Source organism: Cellulomonas sp. P2_F12 (genome assembly GCF_056403775.1).
Genome location: NZ_JBFUEV010000011.1, coordinates 72,285 through 89,148, shown reverse-complemented (window position 1 = coordinate 89,148; position 16,864 = coordinate 72,285). Strand labels below are relative to the sequence as shown.

Below are 16,864 nucleotides of genomic sequence, written 5' to 3'. Positions count from 1 at the left end.
AGCATGACTGACACGCTCCAGCCGGTGGGCATCTCCACCGCGACCTCCTCGACACCGGTGACGACGCCGGTGTGCGCGGTCGTCGTCACCCGCGGGCGCACCCCGTACCTCGCCCCGACGCTCACGGCGCTCGCGGCGCAGACCCGCCGACCGCTGCGGGTCCTCCTGGTGGACGTCTCCGACGGCACCGACGACACCCTCGAGCGGCTGCTGACCAGCACGTTCGCCGCGGCGGGCGGCTCGCCGACCCCCACGCTGCGGTTCGTGCACGCGCCGGGCGCCCGGACGTTCGGGCACGCGGTCCGCCGTGCGGTCGAGTCCGACCAGGGGCTCGCGACCAGCTGGCTGTGGCTGCTGCACGACGACAGCGCGCCCGCCCCCACGGCGCTCGCGGAGCTGGTCCGTGCGGTCGGCCACGCCCGGTCCGTCGGCGTCGCGGGCGTCAAGCAGCGCACCTGGACCGATCCGGAGCGCCTGCTCGAGGTCGGCGTCCGCACGTCCCGGTCCGGCCGGCGGATGACCGACGTCGAGCCGGGCGAGCTCGACCAGGGCCAGCACGACGGCCGCGAGGACGTGCTCGGCGTCGGGATCGCCGGTGCCCTCGTGCGGCGCGACGTCTGGGACGAGCTGGGCGGCACGGACCCGCTGCTCGGGCCCTTCGGCGACGGCTTCGACCTGTCCCGCCGCGCGCGGCTGGCCGGCCACCGGGTGATCGTCGTCCCGTCGGCCGTGGTCCGGCACGCGCAGGCGGGGTACCTCGGGCTGCGCTCCGTCGCGCTCGAGAGCGACCCGGTCGACCGCGACGGCGACGGCGAGGACGACCGCGCCGACCCGCGCCGGTCGTTCGCGGCCCGTCGGCGCGCGCTCGTGCACACCCGGCTGGTGTCCGCGCCGGTCGTGCTGGTGCCGGTGGTCGCCGTCCTGGCCCTGCTCGGGGCCGTGGTCCGCGGGTTCGTCCAGCTCGCCGTCAAGCAGCCCGGGCTGGCCGTCGACGAGGTGCGGGCGGCGCTCGTCGCACTCGCGCGGCCCGACGGCATCCTGCGCGCCCGCCTCGGTGCCACCCGCAGCCGCCGCCTGCCCCGCCGTGCGCTGCGGCCCCTGCAGGCCGGCTGGCGCGACGTCTGGTCGCAGGCCCGGGACCGTCGTCTGGCGCGGGCCGAGGCGCGCCGGGTGGTCCAGGCGCCCAGCGAGCTCGAGCTGCGGGAGCTGGCCGGTCTGGCCACGCGCCGCCGGGCCACCCTCGCGCTCGTCGTCGGCGTGCTCGTCGTGCTGGCCGCGGTCGCCCTGGGGCCGCTCGTGGCGCCGGTCCTCGGTGGCGCGCGGCTCGTCGGCGAGGCCCTGCTGCCGGTCTCCGCCCGGCTGGGCGACCTCTGGGCGGCCGCGACGTCCGGCTGGGTCGCCGACGGCCTCGGCGGTCCCGGTCCCGCGGACGCCCTGCTCAGCGCGCTCGCCGTCCCGACGATCCTGGTCGGGGGGTCCGCGTCCGGCGCTGTCGCGCTGCTCCTGCTCGGCTCGGTCGTGCTCGCGGGCGTCGGCGCCTGGGCCGCGGCGGGCGCCGCGACGCGCTCGGTGGGCGTGCGCGCCTGGGCCGCGATCGTCTGGGCCGGCGCGCCGGCCCTGCTCCTCGGGCTCGGCGGCGGACGGCTCGGCGCCGTCGTCGCCCACGTGGCGCTGCCCTGGGTCGCGCTCGGGCTGGCGCGCGCCGTGGGTGTGCAGCGCGTCGACCAGGTGCTCTCCGGCCTCGCGACCGCGCAGCGCGACGACGACGAGGTGCTCGACGAGGGCGAGGTGTCCGCGCCGGTCCGCGGCACGCCGACGGTGCCCACGCCGCGGACCTCCGGCGACGCCGACCCCGCTCCGGAGGCCGACGAGGCTCCTGCCGAGCGTGTCGGCGCCCCCGACCCCACCGGCTCCATCTCCGCGGCCGCGGCGGCCGCGATCGCGTTCGCCGTGGTGGTCGCCGGCGCGCCGAGCCTGCTCGTGCCGGGGCTCCTGGCCCTGTGCGTCGTGGCACTCTGCGCGCCGCGCCGGCGCGGCCGGGTGCTCCTGGTCGCCGTCCCCGCTCTCGCTCTGCTCGGGCCCACGCTCCTCGAGGCGGGAAGCCGCGGCCTCGAGGGCTGGCGGCTCCTGTTCGCCGACCCGGGGATGCCGGCCGTGTCGACGGCCTCGGACCCCGTGAGCCGGCTGCTCGGCGTGCCGGCCGACCCGTCCTCGCTCGTCCCCGCCGGCCTGCCGACCGCGGTCGCGGCCGCGTGGCCGCTCTCGCTGGGCGCGGTCGTGCTGGCGCTGGCGGTCCTCGCGCTGCTGCGCGGCGCGCCGGTCGCGCGGGCCGTGCGCGGTGCCTGGGTGGTCGCCGCGCTCGGTGTGGCCGCCGCGTCGGTGGCCGTCGCCGTCCCCGTCGCGGTCGCCGACGGCGTGGTCGTGCACGGGTGGGCCGGCCCCGCGACGTCGCTCGCCGGCGCCGGGCTGCTGACTGCGGCCGTCATCGGCACGGACCGGCTGCGTGAGCGGCTCATGCGCTACACGTTCGGCTGGCGCCAGGCGCTGGTCGCCGTCGTGACGCTGCTGGCCGTCGCGGTCCCCGTGGCCTGGCTCGGCACGTGGACCTGGCAGGCCCGCAGCGGCGACGCGGTCTCGCTGCGCCCCGTCGACCGCGTGATCGTCCCGGCGGTCGGCCAGCAGGCGCAGGGCTCCGACCTCGCGTCGCGGGTCCTCGCGGTGAGCCTGGAGCCCGCCGGCGACACGACGACCGCCACGTGGCAGCTGATGCGTGGCGACGGACCGCAGCAGCTGGACCAGGCCGCCGCGGCCTGGACGCGCACCGTCGGAGGCGACCTGCTGACCCCGGACCCGACCGCCGACGACGCCGCGACCAGCGAGGTCGACGCCCTCGTCGCGCGCCTGGCGACCGCGGCCACCGGCGACGTCTCCGGGGAGCTCGCGTCGCTCGCCGTGGCCGACGTGCTCGTCCCGCCGCTGCCCACCGACCTCGGCGGCGTCGAGCCCGCGGTGGCCGCGGCGCAGCGCGAGGAGCTGGTCAGCAGGCTCGACTCGACCGCCGGGCTCGAGCGCGTGACGGAGAACGCGTCCGGCACCATCTGGCGGGTGCAGGCGACGGCGCCGGGTGCCGGCGTGGCCGCCCCGACCGTCGTGCCGGCATGGGCCCGGCTGGTGCCGGCCGGCGCCGACGTCACGGACCCGACGGTCGTGGCGTCGCCGGTCGCGTCGAGCGACCGCACCGTGGGCACGCCCGTCGCCGCGGGGGAGGGCGACCGGCTGCTCGTGCTGGCCGAGCGCGCCGACCCGCACTGGCACGCGTGGCTCGACGGCGCTCCGCTGCGGGCGGTCGACGACGGGTGGCGGCAGACGTTCGCGGTCGGCGCTGCCGGCGGCGACCTGGTGGTCCGGTTCGACAGCCCGGACCGCACGCCCTGGCTCGCCGTGCAGGGCCTGGTCGCCCTGATCACCCTGCTGCTCGCGGTGCCGGTGCGCCGCCGCCGGGGGGTGCGGACATGAGCGAGCCGACGCGCAAGCAGGTCTGGCTCGGCCGGTCCGCCCGAGCCGTGTCCGGCCTGGCCGTGCTGGGGCTGGCGGCCGTGGTCGTGGTCGCCGGCGCGCGGCTGCCGGGCGCCACGGCCACCGACGTCCCGCCCGCGCTGGTCTCGGTGCCACCCTCGGCGTCGACGATGGTCTGCCCGGGACCCCTGATCCAGCCCGACGACACGGGCCGCGGCGACTCCGCGTTCGACCCGACTCCCGTCGACCCCGTCACCACGGTCACCGCCGTGACCTCCGTGCCGGACTCGGACGGCAGCGCCGCCGGGACGGTCGGACCGCTCGATCGCTCGAGCACCACCGCGACGCTCACCGCGGGCGGCGACTCGGCCGTCGTCGCCGGCGTGACCGGTCCGCAGATCGTGCGCGCCGAGCCGGGCGCCGCCCCGGCTCGCGTCGCCGCGGCCACCGGGGGGCTGGTGACGGCGGGCGACCTGCGCGGGCTGTCAGCCGCCTCGTGCCAGCAGCCCGTCGCCGCCGCCTGGCTGCTCGGCGGCGCCACCGACCTGTCCAGCACCGCGCAGCTCGTCCTGGACAACGCCGGCACCACTCCGGCCGAGGTCACCATCGAGATCTGGGGCCCGTCCGGGCCGGTCGACCTGACCGGCGAGCGGTACCTGGTCGCCCCCGGGGCCGAGCGCGTCGTCGTGCTGGGCGGGATCGCCGCCGAGCAGCGGCGCCTCGCCGTGCACGTGACCGCCACCGGCGGTCGCGTCGGGGTGCACGTCCAGGACTCGGCCATCGACGGCTTCACCCCGGCCGGGACCGACCTGGTCGTCCCGGGCGCGGCGCCGGCGCGGCGGCAGGTGGTGCCCGGGGTGTCGGTGGTGGCGTCGGCCGTCGGCGACGCGACCGCGCCCGCCCTTCGGCTGCTCGCCCCCGGCACGCGGGGCACCACCGCTCACGTCACCCTGCTCGGACCCGCCGGTGTGGTGGAGCTCCCCGGGGCTGACTCGGTGGCGCTCGCCGCCGGAGAGGTCACCGACGTGACGCTGGGCGGGCTCCCCGCCGGCGCCTACACGGTGGTCGTCGACGCCGACCAGCCGGTCCTGGCCTCCGCGGTCGTGACCCGGCCCGGTGCCGTCGGCGAGCTGGACGACGTGCCGAGCTCCGAGCGCGGCTGGGCGGCGTCCACCTCCGTCGGTCGCAGCGGTGTCGTCGCCGTCCCGACCGGCACCCGCGGGGTCCTGGTGATCGGCGCCGTCTCGGAGCACGCGGACCCGACGTCCGGCCGCGACGCGACCGCGACCCTGCGCCTGCTGGGCCCCGACGGTGCGGTGATCGTCGAGCGGACCGTGCGCCTCGGCGCGGGGACCACCGGCGCCTGGAGCGTCGACGAGCTCGCCGCGGGCACCGGGGACGTCGTCGTGCCCGACCCGGCAGCCCCTGCCGCCGCGGCTCCGGCGCCCGGCGGGGTGGTCGGGGTGGACCTCGTCACCGACGACGGCGCGGACGTCGCGGTCGCGTGGGCGCTGGTGTCCGAGGTCGACCGGCCCGACGGCATGCTCGTCTCCGTGCTGGACCCGGTGCCCGTGCCGCGCTCGACGGCCGACGTGGCCGTCCGCGAGGACCCGCGCCTCGGGACGCGCTGACGCGCTCCTCGGGACCGTCAAGCCCCGGTCAGCTCGCGGCGCGGAGCTCCGAGCGCTCGCGCAGCCGAAGCCCCAGGGCCGCCCCCTGCCGGACCGGCCACTGGTACCAGTGCGGGTACCGCCGTCCGACGTACCGGGCCGCGCTGGCGTGGTGCGCCGAGATCATCGGCGCCGGCTTCGCCCGCCAGGACGTGCCGCCCACGTGCGTGACCTGCACCTGCGGCACGTAGAGGTTGGTCCAGCCCGCCCGGCCGAGGCGTTCGCCCAGGTCGACGTCCTCGAAGAACATGAAGTAGCCGTCGTCGAAGCCGCCGACCGCCTCGAACGCCTCGCGGCGCAGCAGCAGGCAGGCGCCGGACAGCCAGCCGGCCGGGCGCTGCCCTCCGGTGCTCTGCTGCCGGGCCTGGTACCGGCGGGTCCACGGGTTGCCGGGCCACAGCCGCACGAACACGGCGTGCCCGGCGCCCTGGGTCAGCGACGGCAGCTCGCGCGCGGAGGGGTAGACGGTGCCGTCGGTGTTCAGCAGCGCGGGACCGACGGACCCGGCGGTCGGGTGGGCCTCCGCGGCGGCGACGAGCTGGTCCAGCGACCCGGGCTGCCACTCGATGTCGGAGTTGGCGACGACGATCCACGGCGTCTGCGCGCCCTGCGCGCCGAGGTTGGCGCCGCGTCCGTACCCGAGGTTCTCGCCGGAGGCGATGAGTCGCGCGCCGTACTCGTCGGCCACCTGGCGGGCGACGGTGGGGTCGGTGCCGTTGTCGACGATCACGAGCTCGGCGGGCTGCACGGAGGCGGCGCGCAGGGTCCGCGCGAACGTCATCAGCTCGTCGCCGGGGTGGTAGACGACGCAGACGACTCGGACGGCGGGCACGGAGGGGGAGGGACTGGCGGGGCTCATCGTCCGGACAGGGTAGTGGGAATCAATGAGCATCCCCGTACTGCGGGTCCACGTCGTCGGGCGACCGGCCGAGCATGTGGGCCACCTGCTCGACGACGACGTCGCGCACCAGGTCTGCCATGTCGAGCGGGTCGGCCGCGCGCGACTCGACGGGACGGCGGTAGACGACGATGCGCGCCGGGAGCCCGGCGTCGGCGGGGAAGTAGCGCCCGAGCGGCACCCCGCCGCGCTCCCACGGCGCCGGGTTGGACGGCGGCACGTCCTCGACGGCGAACTCGGTGCCCTGCAGCTGGCGCGCCCAGGTCCGCTCGATCCGCTCGACCGCGTCGAGGACGAGGTCGTCGAACCGCTCGGCGCGGGTGCGATAGGCGGGCATGGAGCTGGGCAGCAGGGGCCCCCGGGGTCCGCGCCCGCGGCGGTCGCGACGCCGGACCGGGGCCACCGTCGTGGTGGGCAGCGCGAGCGTGCGGCGGCCGATGCCGGGCGTGCGGCGGGCGGGCGGCGGGGGCGTGGAGCTCACCACTGCACTGTAGATCGCACCCGAGCGACGGCGTGGGGAGGCACGGCTGTGGGCGCCCGGGGGTACGGTCAGCGCGTGAGATCCGTGAGGCAGTGCACGCGCACGGCGTGTGGCCGTGCAGCTGTGGCCACCCTGACCTATGTGTACGCCGACTCGACCGCCGTGCTCGGTCCCCTCGCGCAGCAGGCCGAGCCCCACTCGTACGACCTGTGCGTGGAGCACGCGGAGCGTCTGACCGCACCGCGCGGCTGGGAGGTCGTCCGGCTCACGCCTGAGTTCGCCGCAGCCCCGCCCAGCCAGGACGACCTGCTCGCCCTGGCCGACGCGGTCCGCGAGGCCGGCCGTCGCCCGGAGCCCGAGCAGGTAGCGCTGCCCGAGGCGGTCGGCGCGGCCCTCAGCGAGGCGCCGCGGCGCGGGCACCTGCGGGTGCTGCGGGGCGAGGGCTGACGTGGCCCGCCGCAAGGGGGAGGCTGCTCGCGCCCGTGCCGAGCGCGCGGGGGAGCCGCTGGGGTCGATCAGCCAGCCCACCGGACCCGTCGTGCCGGGCTCGGAGGCGTGCCTGCAGTGCGGCGAGACGGACCTGACCCGCATCCGCATGGCCCTCACCAACGGCCGCCAGGTCGTCTTCGTCTCGTGCCCGTCGTGCGAGCAGCGCAACTGGTTCGCCCTCGACGGCGACGGCACGCCGCTGGCCCGCGACGAGGTCGTCGGCGGCTGACGTGTGACGGTTCCCACCTCGGCAGCGTGGGAGCCCCGGGTACGATGACCCGCGTGACCTCCCCTGCAGCCGACCGTGTCGATCTGACTGCCCTCATCAAGGCCTACGACGTCCGGGGTGTCGTCCCCGACGAGCTGAACCCCGCGGTCGCCCGTGCGATCGGCGCGGCGTTCGCGGACGTCGTGGTCCTCCCCGAAGCCACCGGCCGCCCGCGGGTGGTCATCGCCAACGACATGCGCCCCTCCGGCCCGGAGCTCGTCGCAGCGTTCGCCGACGGCCTGGCCGTGCGCGGCGTCGACGTCCTGCGGATCGGCCTGGCGTCGACGGACGGCCTCTACTTCGCCTCGGGCGCGCTGGGCATCCCGGGCGCCATGTTCACCGCCAGCCACAACCCCGCGCAGTACAACGGCATCAAGCTGTGCCGGGCGGGTGCGCGACCGGTGGGCCAGGACAGCGGCCTGACGACGGTGCGGGAGCTCGCCGGTGACTACCTCGCCGGTGCGGTCCCCGAGGTCGACGCCGCACAGCGCGGCACGGTCGAGGACGGCGACATGCTCGCCGAGTACGCCTCGTTCCTGCGCTCGCTGGTGGACCTGTCGGGGATCCGGCCGCTCAAGGTCGTCGTCGACGCCGGCAACGGCATGGGCGGGTTCACCGCGCCGGCCGTCCTGGGCACGGGCGCGGGTCTGCCCGGCCTGCCGCTCGACGTCGTGCCCCTGTACTTCGAGCTGGACGGCACGTTCCCCAACCACGAGGCCAACCCGCTGGAGCCCGAGAACCTGCGGGACCTGCAGGCGGCCGTCGTCGAGCACGACGCCGACCTGGGTCTGGCCTTCGACGGCGACGCGGACCGGTGCTTCGTCATCGACGAGCACGGCGACCCCGTCAGCCCGTCCGCGATCACGGCGCTGGTCGGGCTGCGTGAGGTGCAGCGCGAGCTGGCCGCGGGCCGCACGCCGACCGTCATCCACAACCTGATCACGTCGCAGGTGGTCCCGGACCTGCTGAGCGCGGCGGGCGCCACGACGGTGCGCACGCGCGTGGGGCACTCGTTCATCAAGGCGCAGATGGCCGAGAACGACGCGGTCTTCGGCGGGGAGCACAGCGCGCACTACTACTTCCGCGACTTCTTCTTCGCGGACACGGGCATGCTCGCGGCGATGCACGTGCTCGCCGCGCTCGGCGGCCAGCCGCACCCGCTGTCGGCGCTGTCCGAGCAGTACCAGCCGTACTCCGCGAGCGGGGAGATCAACTCCCGGGTCGCCGACGTGGCGGCCGCGCGCGACCGGGTCATCGAGGCGTACGTGACCCAGCAGGGCGCGGGTCCGGTGTCCGTCGACGAGATGGACGGCCTCACCGTGTCGCACTGGGACGGCCAGCCGCAGTGGTGGTTCAACCTGCGCGCGTCCAACACGGAGCCGCTGCTGCGGCTCAACGTCGAGGCCGCCGACGAGGACGTCATGGAGAAGGTCCGCGACGACGTGCTCGCGCTGGTCCGGCAGGACGGGGAGTCCTGATGACCTCCGGTCGTTCCCTGGAGCCGTGGGCGCGCGAGCTCCTGCGCTGCCCGGTGACCGGCGCGACGCTGGTGGACGGGGTCGGCCCGGACGGCGAGCCGACGCTCGTCTCCACGGACCCCGAGAACCCGCTGGCGTACCCGGTCCGCGACGGCATCCCCGTCCTGCTCGTCGGCGAGGGCGTGCCGGTCGGCCGCGGCTGACCCCCTCTCGTCCCCCGATCTGATCCCAGGAGCACGAGTGGCGCACGACGGCGGCAACAAGGCGATCGTGGCGGCACTGGCCGCCAACCTCGGCATCGCGGTGACCAAGTTCATCGCGTACCTGCTCACGCTCTCGAGCTCGATGCTGGCCGAGTCGGTGCACTCGCTGGCGGACTCCGGCAACCAGCTGCTGCTGCTGGTCGGTGGCAAGCGGGCGCGTCGGGACGCCGACGTGGAGCACCCGTTCGGCTACGGCCGTGAGCGGTACGTCTACGCGTTCATCGTGTCGATCATCCTGTTCTCGCTCGGTGGCCTGTTCGCGCTGTACGAGGCGTGGCACAAGTGGCAGGACCCGCACCCCATCGAGGGGCGCTGGTGGTGGGTGCCGCTCGTCGTCCTCGTGGTCGCCCTGGCGCTCGAGGGGTTCTCGTTCCGCACAGCCATCCACGAGTCGAACGAGGTCCGCGGCGACCAGTCGTGGGTCTCGTTCATCCGCACCGCCAAGGCCCCCGAGCTGCCCGTGGTGCTGCTGGAGGACTTCGGCGCGCTGATCGGCCTGGTCCTGGCGCTGTTCGGCGTCGGGATGACCCTGATCACCGGCAACGGGAAGTTCGACGCCCTGGGCACTGCCGGCATCGGGATCCTGCTCGTGCTCATCGCGATCGTGCTGGCGCTGGAGACGAAGTCGCTGCTGCTCGGCGAGTCGGCGTCGGCCAAGGACGTCGTCGCGATCGAGACCGCGCTGGTCGGCGAGGGCGTCGAGTCCGTGATCCACCTGCGCACGCTCCACCTCGGTCCGGAGGAGCTGCTGGTGGCCGCCAAGATCGAGGTCTCGGCGGCGGTGAGCGCCGCCGACGTGGCCGCCGCGATCGACGCGGCGGAGGTCCGGGTGCGTGCGGCGGTGCCCATCGCGACCGTCATCTACCTCGAGCCGGACCTGCGCCGCGCGGTCGCCGAACCCGGTGTGGCGGGCGCGACCCAGGTCTAGCATGGCCCGGACGGCGTGGGTGATGCCCGCAGACCGAGAGGGGTCGCGCCGGCGCGAACGACGACGGGCTCGACGCCGTCCGCTCGCGCCTGCCCACCGCACGCGCACCCCTCAGGAGTGAGATGTCCACGTTCTCCGAGCTTTCCGGTACGTACAAGGTCCGCGACCTGTCCCTCGCCGAGGCCGGCCGTCACCAGATCCGCCTGGCCGAGCACGAGATGCCGGGGCTCATGGCCCTGCGCGCCGAGTTCGGCCCCTCGCAGCCGCTCGCCGGCGCGCGCATCGCCGGCTCCTTGCACATGACCGTGCAGACCGCGGTGCTGATCGAGACCCTCGTCGCGCTCGGCGCGGACGTCCGCTGGGCGTCCTGCAACATCTTCTCGACGCAGGACGAGGCCGCCGCGGCGATCGTCGTCGGCCCCGGCGGCACGGTCGACGCGCCCGCCGGCGTGCCGGTGTTCGCGTGGAAGGGCGAGTCGCTCGAGGAGTACTGGGAGTGCACCGAGCAGATCCTCGTGTGGCCGGGCGGCACCGGCCCGAACATGATCCTCGACGACGGCGGCGACGCGACCCTGCTGGTGCACAAGGGCGTCGAGTACGAGGCCGCGGGCGCCGTGCCGGCGGACCCGCAGCCCGGCGAGGACGGTTACTCCGAGGAGTACCTGGTCATCCTCGGCACGCTGCGCCGCTCGCTCGCGGCCGACGCGCAGCGGTGGACCACGATCGCCGCGGACATCAAGGGCGTCACCGAGGAGACGACCACGGGCGTGCACCGGCTGTACCAGCTGGCGGAGGCCGGCGGGCTGCTGTTCCCCGCCATCAACGTGAACGACTCGGTGACCAAGTCGAAGTTCGACAACAAGTACGGCATCCGGCACTCGCTGCCCGACGGCATCAACCGGGCCACCGACGTGCTGATGGGAGGCAAGGTGGCGTTCGTCGCGGGCTACGGCGACGTCGGCAAGGGCGCGGCCGAGGCGTTCCGCGGCCAGGGTGCCCGCGTGATCGTGTCCGAGGTCGACCCGATCTGCGCGCTGCAGGCGGCGATGGACGGGTACCAGGTGGCCCTGCTCGACGACGTGCTGGGCTCGGCGGACTTCTTCATCACGACGACCGGCAACAAGGACGTCATCTCGGCCGCGCAGATGGCCCGCATGAAGAACAAGGCCGTCGTCGGCAACATCGGGCACTTCGACAACGAGATCGACATGGCCGGCCTGGCCGCGGTCCCGGGCATCACGCGCACCGAGATCAAGCCGCAGGTGCACGAGTGGACGTTCCCGGCCGATGCGTCCGGGGCGGAGCGGTCGATCATCGTGCTGTCCGAGGGGCGCCTGCTCAACCTCGGCAACGCGACCGGGCATCCGTCGTTCGTCATGAGCAACTCGTTCTCCAACCAGGTGATCGGCCAGATCGAGCTGTTCACCAAGCCCGGCGACTACGCCCGCGAGGTCTACCGCCTGCCCAAGGTGCTCGACGAGAAGGTGGCGCGCCTGCACCTGGACGCGCTGGGCGTGCGGCTCACCGAGCTCACCAAGACCCAGGCCGAGTACCTGGGCGTGGACGTGGCCGGCCCGTACAAGCCGGAGCACTACCGGTACTGACGCCCTAGTCCACCGGGTCCGGGACGCCGTGGGGGAGCCGCTGCAGCAGCGACGACTCCGCGGCGTCCCGCGCTCCGGCGCGCAGCCGGGCTGCGAGCTCGCGGTCCCGCCGCTCGGCGAGCACCGCGGCGAGGAACGCCTCGGGGTGGGTGCCCAGGGGCGGCAGCGGGTTGACGTAACGCTGCACCTCGGCGGTGAGCTGCGAGCCCAGCTGCACGCGTGAGGCCGGGTGCAGCTTCGTGGCCCGGCCGAGGAACTGGCGGACCGACAGCGCGAGCCCGTCCGGCAGGCGCGCGAGATCGGCGGACCGCGCCCAGCCGGCGAGCGCGGGCGGCATGACGACGGGGGTGCGGACGCGCGCGGCGCCGCGGACGCGCAGCGCGTACGTCCCCGCGAGGATGTCGCCGATCCGTTTGCCCTGCGGGTGCACGATCGAGCAGATCAGCGCCACGCTGCCGAACGTCAGCCACAGCTCACCCACCCCGACGAGCGCGCGGACGAACGACTGCCGGAACACGATGGGCCCGCCGTCGTCGCGCACGATCCGGATGCCGAGCGCGAGCTTGCCCAGCGAGCGCCCGCGGGTCAGGGTGTCCACGGTCGTCGGCACGACGACCGTCACCGTGGCGAAGAGCACGACCACGAGGATCCGGACGACGTCCTCGGAGGGGCTGGGCAGCAGCGCGCCGAGCGCGATGAAGACGACCACGAGCACCGACCCGAGCACGAGCAGGTCGAGCAGGGCGGCCAGCAGCCGGCTCGCCGCGGAAGCCGGTCGTGAGTCGAGGACGACACCTTCGCCCGTGATGTTGCCGTCCATGCGGGCAGGGTAACGGCTGCGGGGCGCAGCGAGATGGCAGGCTGTGCCGCATGGATCTCGACGCCTTCGAGCGGGCCCGCTCGGCCGACTGGGCACGGCTCGACGAGCTGGTGCGGCAGCGCCGCCGCACGGGTGCGGAGGCCGACGAGCTGGTGCGGCTCTACCAGGCCGTGGCCACCGACCTGTCGGCGGTCCGGTCCGCCGCACCCGACCCGGAGATGGTGACGCGCCTGTCGATGCTCGTCGGGCGCGCGCGGGCCGCGGTCGCCGGAACCCACGAGCCCGCCTGGCGTGACGTCACCGCCTTCGTGGTCGTCTCGCTGCCGGCGGCCCTGTACCGGATCCGGTGGTGGACCGTCGGCGTCGCCACGGCGTTCATCCTCCTCGCCGTGACGTCGGGCATCTGGGTGGCCACGCAGCCGGACGTGCTCGGGTCCCTGATGACGCCGAGCCAGCAGCAGGAGTACGTCGACAAGTCCTTCGCCGAGTACTACGACCCCGGGGCAGGTTTCGCGGCCGTCGTCTGGACCAACAACGCCCTGCTCACCGCCGTCAGCATCGGGACCGGCATCACCGGGGTGTTGCCCGTCTGGTTCCAGGCGAACAACGCGATCAGCGTCGGCGCGATGGGCGGGCTGATGGCGGCGCACGACAGCCTGGGCCTGTTCCTCCAGCTCATCGCGCCGCACGGGCTGCTCGAGCTGACGGCGGTGTTCGTCGCGGGAGCTGCCGGTCTGCGGATCTTCTGGACCTGGGTGGACCCGGGTCCGCGCCCGCGCGGGCGCGCCCTGGCCGAGGAGGCGCGCGCGCTGTTCACGGTCGCGATCGGCCTGGTCGGCGTGCTCGCGGTCTCCGGCCTGATCGAGGGGTTCGTGACCGGCTCCGGGCTGCCGTGGGTGGTCAAGGTGAGCATCGGCATCGTGGCGCTGGCGGCGTTCTGGACCTACGTGCTCGTCCTCGGGCGCCGCGCGGTGCGCGCGGGGGAGACGGGCGACCTCGAGGCCGACCGGGGGGGCTACAGCCTGGCGACCGCGGGCTAGGGCTCGACCACGGCGACGCGGCGGTCGTCGACCTCGGCCGCCATCAGCGCGACGAGCCCCTCCGCCTCGGCCACCAGTGCGTCCCGCTGCTCGGCCGTCGTCGGCGCGAACGGCCGCACCGTGAGCGTGACGGGCCCTCGACCCTTGTGGTCCCGCGGCACGTGCCATGTCCCCGCCATGCGCCCGTCCAGCAGGAACGTCGCCGGCACGACGCCGTTGGGGCTGGCCAGGAACGCGCGGTGCTCGGGGGACAGGATCCGCGTGCGGTCGGCGTGGCCCAGCAGCACGTTGTCGTAGTCGGGCAGGAAGCGCACCGGCGCGGGGACGTCGGGGTCCGGCAGCGGCATGCCGGGCAGGTCGAGCAGCTCGCGCTCGCGGACCGCACCCGGCGAGGGCTCCGCGCGGTACCGGACGAGGTCGAGCCGGTCCACCACGGCGCGCAGCCCGGTGAGCCCCGACCAGCTCTGCACGTCCGCCACCGACGCGGGTCCGAACGCGGCCAGGTAGCGCCGCACCAGCCGCTCCTGCTCGGCGGCGAGCACGGACGGGTCGGACAGGTCGGGCGCCGCGGCCGTGAGCTCGGGCCCGAACCAGGCCCAGGCGGTCGTCCACGTCGTCGCGCCGGACCGGCCCCAGACGCCCCGCGGGGGCACCTGGACCATCGGGAGGGTGCCGCGCGCGCCGTAGGCCAGCGTGCTCGGGCCGACGTCAGGCCAGCGCTCCGCGAGCAGCCGCCCGAGCTCCGTGGTCGCGCGGGGCTCGGCCTCGACGAGCTCGCGCGCGGCGGCGGTCAGCGCGGGGACGTCCAGGGTGCGCAGCCCGGCAGCGTGCGCGACGTTGACCAGCAGGTCCTTGGCGTACAGGGGCGCGATCAACCCGGGCAGCAGCAGCGCGTCGGGGGCGGTGACCAGGTGGATGGTGCCGCGCATCACCGCGATCCGGGCGACGGTCCGGTCCCAGAACGCGTCGCCAAGCTCCTCGGTCCGGAACCCGGCGACCCGGCTCCACAGCCCGACGTACGGCGACCACGCGTTCTGGGCCTGCAGCCCGACCAGGTGGTCGATCACGTCGATCGCGGGGCCGTCGCGGCGCGCGAGGAGGTGCTGCCGCGCCAGCAGGGCGCGGTTGAGGTGGGCGCGGGTGAGCAGCTCGGTCACAGCCGCCCCGCGGCCTTGAGGGCGAGGTACGTGTCGGCGAGCCGGGGGGCCAGGTCGTCGGGCAGCGCGTCGAGGACCTCCGCGCCCCGCTGCCGCAGCCGCTGGGTCACCGCGGCCCGCTCCAGCCCCACGCGCTCGGCGGCGGCGGCGTCGAACACGGCCGCGGCGCCGTCCCGGCCGGTGCGCAGCGCGTCCACCTCCGGGTCCGCCACCGACGCGAGGACCACCTGGTGCCGCTCGGTGAGCTGGCCGACGACGCCGAGCAGCCCCTGCTCGACCGCGGCCGGGTCGAGGGCGGTGAGCAGGACGACGAGCGCGCGCTGGCTGAGCCGGTCGCGCACCTGGGCGACCACGCCGGGCCAGTCCGTCTCGACCAGGACCGGCTCGGCGAGCGCGAGCGTGTCGGCGAACGCGGCCATCACCCGCGGACCGGTGGCACCGGCCACCCGCCCGCGGACGCGCCGGTCGAACAGGATGAGCTCGACCCGGTCGCCGGCCTTCGTGGCCAGCGCGGCGAGCAGCAGCGCCGCCTCGATCGACGCGTCCATCCGGGGGGCGTCCAGCACCCGCACCGCCGACGTCCGCCCGGTGTCGAGCACGATGAGCACCCGCCGGTCACGCTCCGGGCGCCAGGTCCGCACGACGACGTCCGAGCGCCGGGCCGTCGCCCGCCAGTCGATCGAGCGCACGTCGTCGCCGATGACGTACTCGCGCAGGGAGTCGAACTCGGTGCCGGGGCCGCGCACCTGCACGGCCGCCCGGCCGTCGAGCTCCTTGAGCCGGGCCAGCCGGCTGGGCAGGTGCCGTCGCGACGCGAACTCCGGGAGCACGCGCAGGCGCCCGGGCACGGTCAGGGAGGCCTGTCGACCCGCGAGGCCCAGCGGTCCCGCGGTCCGGACGGTCACGCGGTCGGCGTGGGTGTCCCCGCGGCGGGTCGGCAGCAGCACGGTGCGCACCCGCGTCCCCTCACCGGGCGCCACGTCCAGCTTGTGCCGGTCGACCCGCGCCCCCGCCGACGGCGGCCACGCGTCGCGCACGAGCCCCCGCAGGCGTCGTCGGCCCAGGTGGGACAGCGTGAGCGTGGAGGTCGCGGGCTCCGTGAGCCGGACGGACGCCGGCACCTCCCGCCGCACGCCGACCTGCCGGGGCGACGCGGCGAGCGCCACGTCGATCGCGCAGGCGACCACGACGAGCAGCGTCCACAGCAGCACGGTCCCGGTGGCGGGCACGACGAGCACCACCGGCAGGCCGAGCGCGGCGAGGACGACCGCGCGCCACGTGACCGCCATGTCAGCGGGGGACGGGTACGGACGCGAGCACGGTGTCGAGCACGCTCTCCGTGCTGACGCCCTCGAGCTCGGCCTCGGCCCGGAGCTGGACGCGGTGGCGCAGCGTCGGGTGGGCCAGCGCCTTGACGTCGTCGGGCGTGACGTAGCTGCGGCCCGAGAGCCAGGCCCACGCGCGCGACGTCGCCAGCAGCGCGGTGGCGCCACGCGGGGAGACACCCAGGGACAGCGACGGCGACCGCCGGGTGGCCCGGCAGACGTCGACCGCGTACCCGAGCACCTCGGGCGCGACCTGGACGCGGGCGACCTCGGCCCGGGCGCGCGCCAGCATCTCCGCGTTCGCCACGGGCCGCAGCCCGGCGCCGGCGAGGTCGCGCGGGTCGAAGCCCGCGGCGTGCCGGGCCAGCACCTCGATCTCCTCGTCGCGCTCGGGCAGCGGCAGCACGAGCTTGAGCAGGAACCGGTCGAGCTGGGCCTCGGGGAGCGTGTACGTGCCCTCGTACTCGACCGGGTTCTGCGTCGCGATGACCAGGAACGGGTCGGGCAGCGGGCGGGGCGTGCCGTCGACGGAGACCTGCCGCTCCTCCATCGCCTCCAGGAGCGAGGCCTGGGTCTTGGGAGGGGTCCGGTTGATCTCGTCGGCGAGCAGCAGGTTGGTGAAGACCGGGCCCTCGCGGAACGAGAACTCGGCGGTGCGCGCGTCGTACACCAGCGAGCCGGTCACGTCGCCGGGCATGAGGTCCGGCGTGAACTGCACGCGCTTGGTCTGCAGGTCCAGGGCCGCGGACAGGGCGCGGACCAGCAGTGTCTTGGCCACGCCGGGCACGCCCTCGAGCAGCACGTGCCCGCGGCACAGCAGCGCGATGACCAGGCCGCTCACGGCGGCGTCCTGGCCGACCACGGCCTTGGCCACCTCGGCGCGCACGGCGCCGAGGGCCATCCGCAGCTCGTGCGAGGGCTCCGTCG

Annotated in this window: 15 protein-coding genes; 9 read left to right on the top strand and 6 right to left on the bottom strand. The window is 75.6% G+C overall.

Annotated elements, in window-relative coordinates; genetic code table 11:
* Window positions 1-3 precede the first annotated feature (3 nt).
* Both AC1DWH_RS18620 and AC1DWH_RS18615 read left to right on the top strand, forming a co-directional pair.
* Window positions 4-3,516 carry a glycosyltransferase family 2 protein gene (locus AC1DWH_RS18620; protein WP_477094941.1) on the top strand — a complete coding sequence of 1,171 codons (3,513 nt, stop codon included), beginning with the start codon at window positions 4-6 and terminating at the stop codon, window positions 3,514-3,516.
* Window positions 3,513-5,147: a DUF5719 family protein gene (locus AC1DWH_RS18615; RefSeq protein ID WP_477094940.1), complete on the top strand. Its 1,635-nt coding sequence runs from the start codon at window positions 3,513-3,515 to the stop codon at window positions 5,145-5,147. The genes AC1DWH_RS18620 and AC1DWH_RS18615 overlap by 4 nt, the downstream gene beginning before the upstream one ends.
* A gap of 28 nt (window positions 5,148-5,175) precedes the next feature.
* Here AC1DWH_RS18615 and AC1DWH_RS18610 read toward each other — a convergent pair whose 3' ends face one another.
* On the bottom strand, window positions 5,176-6,018 hold the full coding sequence (locus AC1DWH_RS18610) for a glycosyltransferase family 2 protein (RefSeq protein WP_477094939.1): 843 nt from the start codon (window positions 6,016-6,018) through the stop codon (window positions 5,176-5,178).
* A 49-nt stretch (window positions 6,019-6,067) separates the two neighbouring features.
* Complete coding sequence (locus AC1DWH_RS18605) at window positions 6,068-6,565, bottom strand: metallopeptidase family protein (RefSeq protein ID WP_477094938.1); 498 nt, start codon at window positions 6,563-6,565, stop codon at window positions 6,068-6,070.
* Window positions 6,566-6,640: 75 nt separating this feature from the next.
* Between AC1DWH_RS18605 and AC1DWH_RS18600 the strand changes: the two genes are divergently transcribed.
* The 6 genes from AC1DWH_RS18600 to ahcY all read left to right on the top strand — a co-directional run bounded on the left by AC1DWH_RS18600 (window position 6,641) and on the right by ahcY (window position 11,595).
* On the top strand, window positions 6,641-7,012 hold the full coding sequence (locus AC1DWH_RS18600) for a DUF3499 domain-containing protein (protein WP_477094937.1): 372 nt from the start codon (window positions 6,641-6,643) through the stop codon (window positions 7,010-7,012).
* 1 nt (window position 7,013) lies between these two features.
* A complete protein-coding gene (locus AC1DWH_RS18595) occupies window positions 7,014-7,283 on the top strand; it encodes a hypothetical protein (protein ID WP_477094936.1) in 270 nt (89 codons plus the stop codon).
* 44 nt (window positions 7,284-7,327) lie between these two features.
* Entirely contained in the window at window positions 7,328-8,800 is a 1,473-nt protein-coding gene (locus AC1DWH_RS18590; protein ID WP_477094935.1) for a phosphomannomutase/phosphoglucomutase, read from the top strand.
* Window positions 8,800-9,003, top strand: a complete 204-nt coding sequence (locus AC1DWH_RS18585; RefSeq protein ID WP_456846539.1) for a Trm112 family protein — start codon at window positions 8,800-8,802, stop codon at window positions 9,001-9,003. Before AC1DWH_RS18590 ends, AC1DWH_RS18585 begins: the two co-directional genes overlap by 1 nt.
* Before the next feature lie 37 nt (window positions 9,004-9,040).
* A complete protein-coding gene (locus tag AC1DWH_RS18580) occupies window positions 9,041-9,991 on the top strand; it encodes a cation diffusion facilitator family transporter (RefSeq protein ID WP_456846540.1) in 951 nt (316 codons plus the stop codon).
* A gap of 122 nt (window positions 9,992-10,113) precedes the next feature.
* The gene (gene ahcY / locus AC1DWH_RS18575) at window positions 10,114-11,595 is read left to right on the top strand and encodes an adenosylhomocysteinase (RefSeq protein ID WP_477094934.1); all 1,482 of its coding nucleotides are present in this window, start codon (window positions 10,114-10,116) and stop codon (window positions 11,593-11,595) included.
* Between the two features lie 4 nt (window positions 11,596-11,599).
* Here ahcY and AC1DWH_RS18570 read toward each other — a convergent pair whose 3' ends face one another.
* Entirely contained in the window at window positions 11,600-12,415 is an 816-nt protein-coding gene (locus AC1DWH_RS18570; RefSeq protein ID WP_477094933.1) for an RDD family protein, read from the bottom strand.
* 50 nt (window positions 12,416-12,465) lie between these two features.
* On the opposite strand from AC1DWH_RS18570, the gene AC1DWH_RS18565 reads away from it, so the two are divergent.
* On the top strand, window positions 12,466-13,455 hold the full coding sequence (locus tag AC1DWH_RS18565; RefSeq protein ID WP_477094932.1) for a stage II sporulation protein M: 990 nt from the start codon (window positions 12,466-12,468) through the stop codon (window positions 13,453-13,455).
* Here AC1DWH_RS18565 and AC1DWH_RS18560 read toward each other — a convergent pair.
* The 3 genes from AC1DWH_RS18560 to AC1DWH_RS18550 are packed head-to-tail and all read right to left on the bottom strand — an operon-like array spanning window position 13,452 to window position 16,838.
* The gene (locus AC1DWH_RS18560; protein WP_477094931.1) at window positions 13,452-14,612 is read right to left on the bottom strand and encodes a winged helix DNA-binding domain-containing protein; all 1,161 of its coding nucleotides are present in this window, start codon (window positions 14,610-14,612) and stop codon (window positions 13,452-13,454) included. The two genes, AC1DWH_RS18565 and AC1DWH_RS18560, sit on opposite strands and share 4 nt — an antisense overlap.
* Window positions 14,609-15,901, bottom strand: a complete 1,293-nt coding sequence (locus AC1DWH_RS18555) for a DUF58 domain-containing protein (RefSeq protein ID WP_477094930.1) — start codon at window positions 15,899-15,901, stop codon at window positions 14,609-14,611. Before AC1DWH_RS18555 ends, AC1DWH_RS18560 begins: the two co-directional genes overlap by 4 nt.
* 1 nt (window position 15,902) lies before the next feature.
* Entirely contained in the window at window positions 15,903-16,838 is a 936-nt protein-coding gene (locus AC1DWH_RS18550; protein ID WP_477094986.1) for an AAA family ATPase, read from the bottom strand.
* Window positions 16,839-16,864 lie beyond the last annotated feature (26 nt).

Excerpts from the sequence above, each read along its gene's own strand:
- AC1DWH_RS18620 (WP_477094941.1), top strand. The coding sequence starts at position 4 with ATGACTGACACGCTCCAGCCGGTGGGCATCTCCACCGCGACCTCCTCG.
- AC1DWH_RS18615 (WP_477094940.1), top strand. The coding sequence starts at position 3,513 with ATGAGCGAGCCGACGCGCAAGCAGGTCTGGCTCGGCCGGTCCGCCCGA.
- AC1DWH_RS18590 (WP_477094935.1), top strand. The coding sequence starts at position 7,328 with ATGACCCGCGTGACCTCCCCTGCAGCCGACCGTGTCGATCTGACTGCC.
- AC1DWH_RS18585 (WP_456846539.1), top strand. The coding sequence starts at position 8,800 with ATGACCTCCGGTCGTTCCCTGGAGCCGTGGGCGCGCGAGCTCCTGCGC.
- ahcY (WP_477094934.1), top strand. The coding sequence starts at position 10,114 with ATGTCCACGTTCTCCGAGCTTTCCGGTACGTACAAGGTCCGCGACCTG.
- AC1DWH_RS18570 (WP_477094933.1), bottom strand. The coding sequence starts at position 12,415 with ATGGACGGCAACATCACGGGCGAAGGTGTCGTCCTCGACTCACGACCG.
- AC1DWH_RS18565 (WP_477094932.1), top strand. The coding sequence starts at position 12,466 with ATGGATCTCGACGCCTTCGAGCGGGCCCGCTCGGCCGACTGGGCACGG.
- AC1DWH_RS18555 (WP_477094930.1), bottom strand. The coding sequence starts at position 15,901 with ATGGCGGTCACGTGGCGCGCGGTCGTCCTCGCCGCGCTCGGCCTGCCG.
- AC1DWH_RS18550 (WP_477094986.1), bottom strand. The coding sequence starts at position 16,838 with ATGGCCCTCGGCGCCGTGCGCGCCGAGGTGGCCAAGGCCGTGGTCGGC.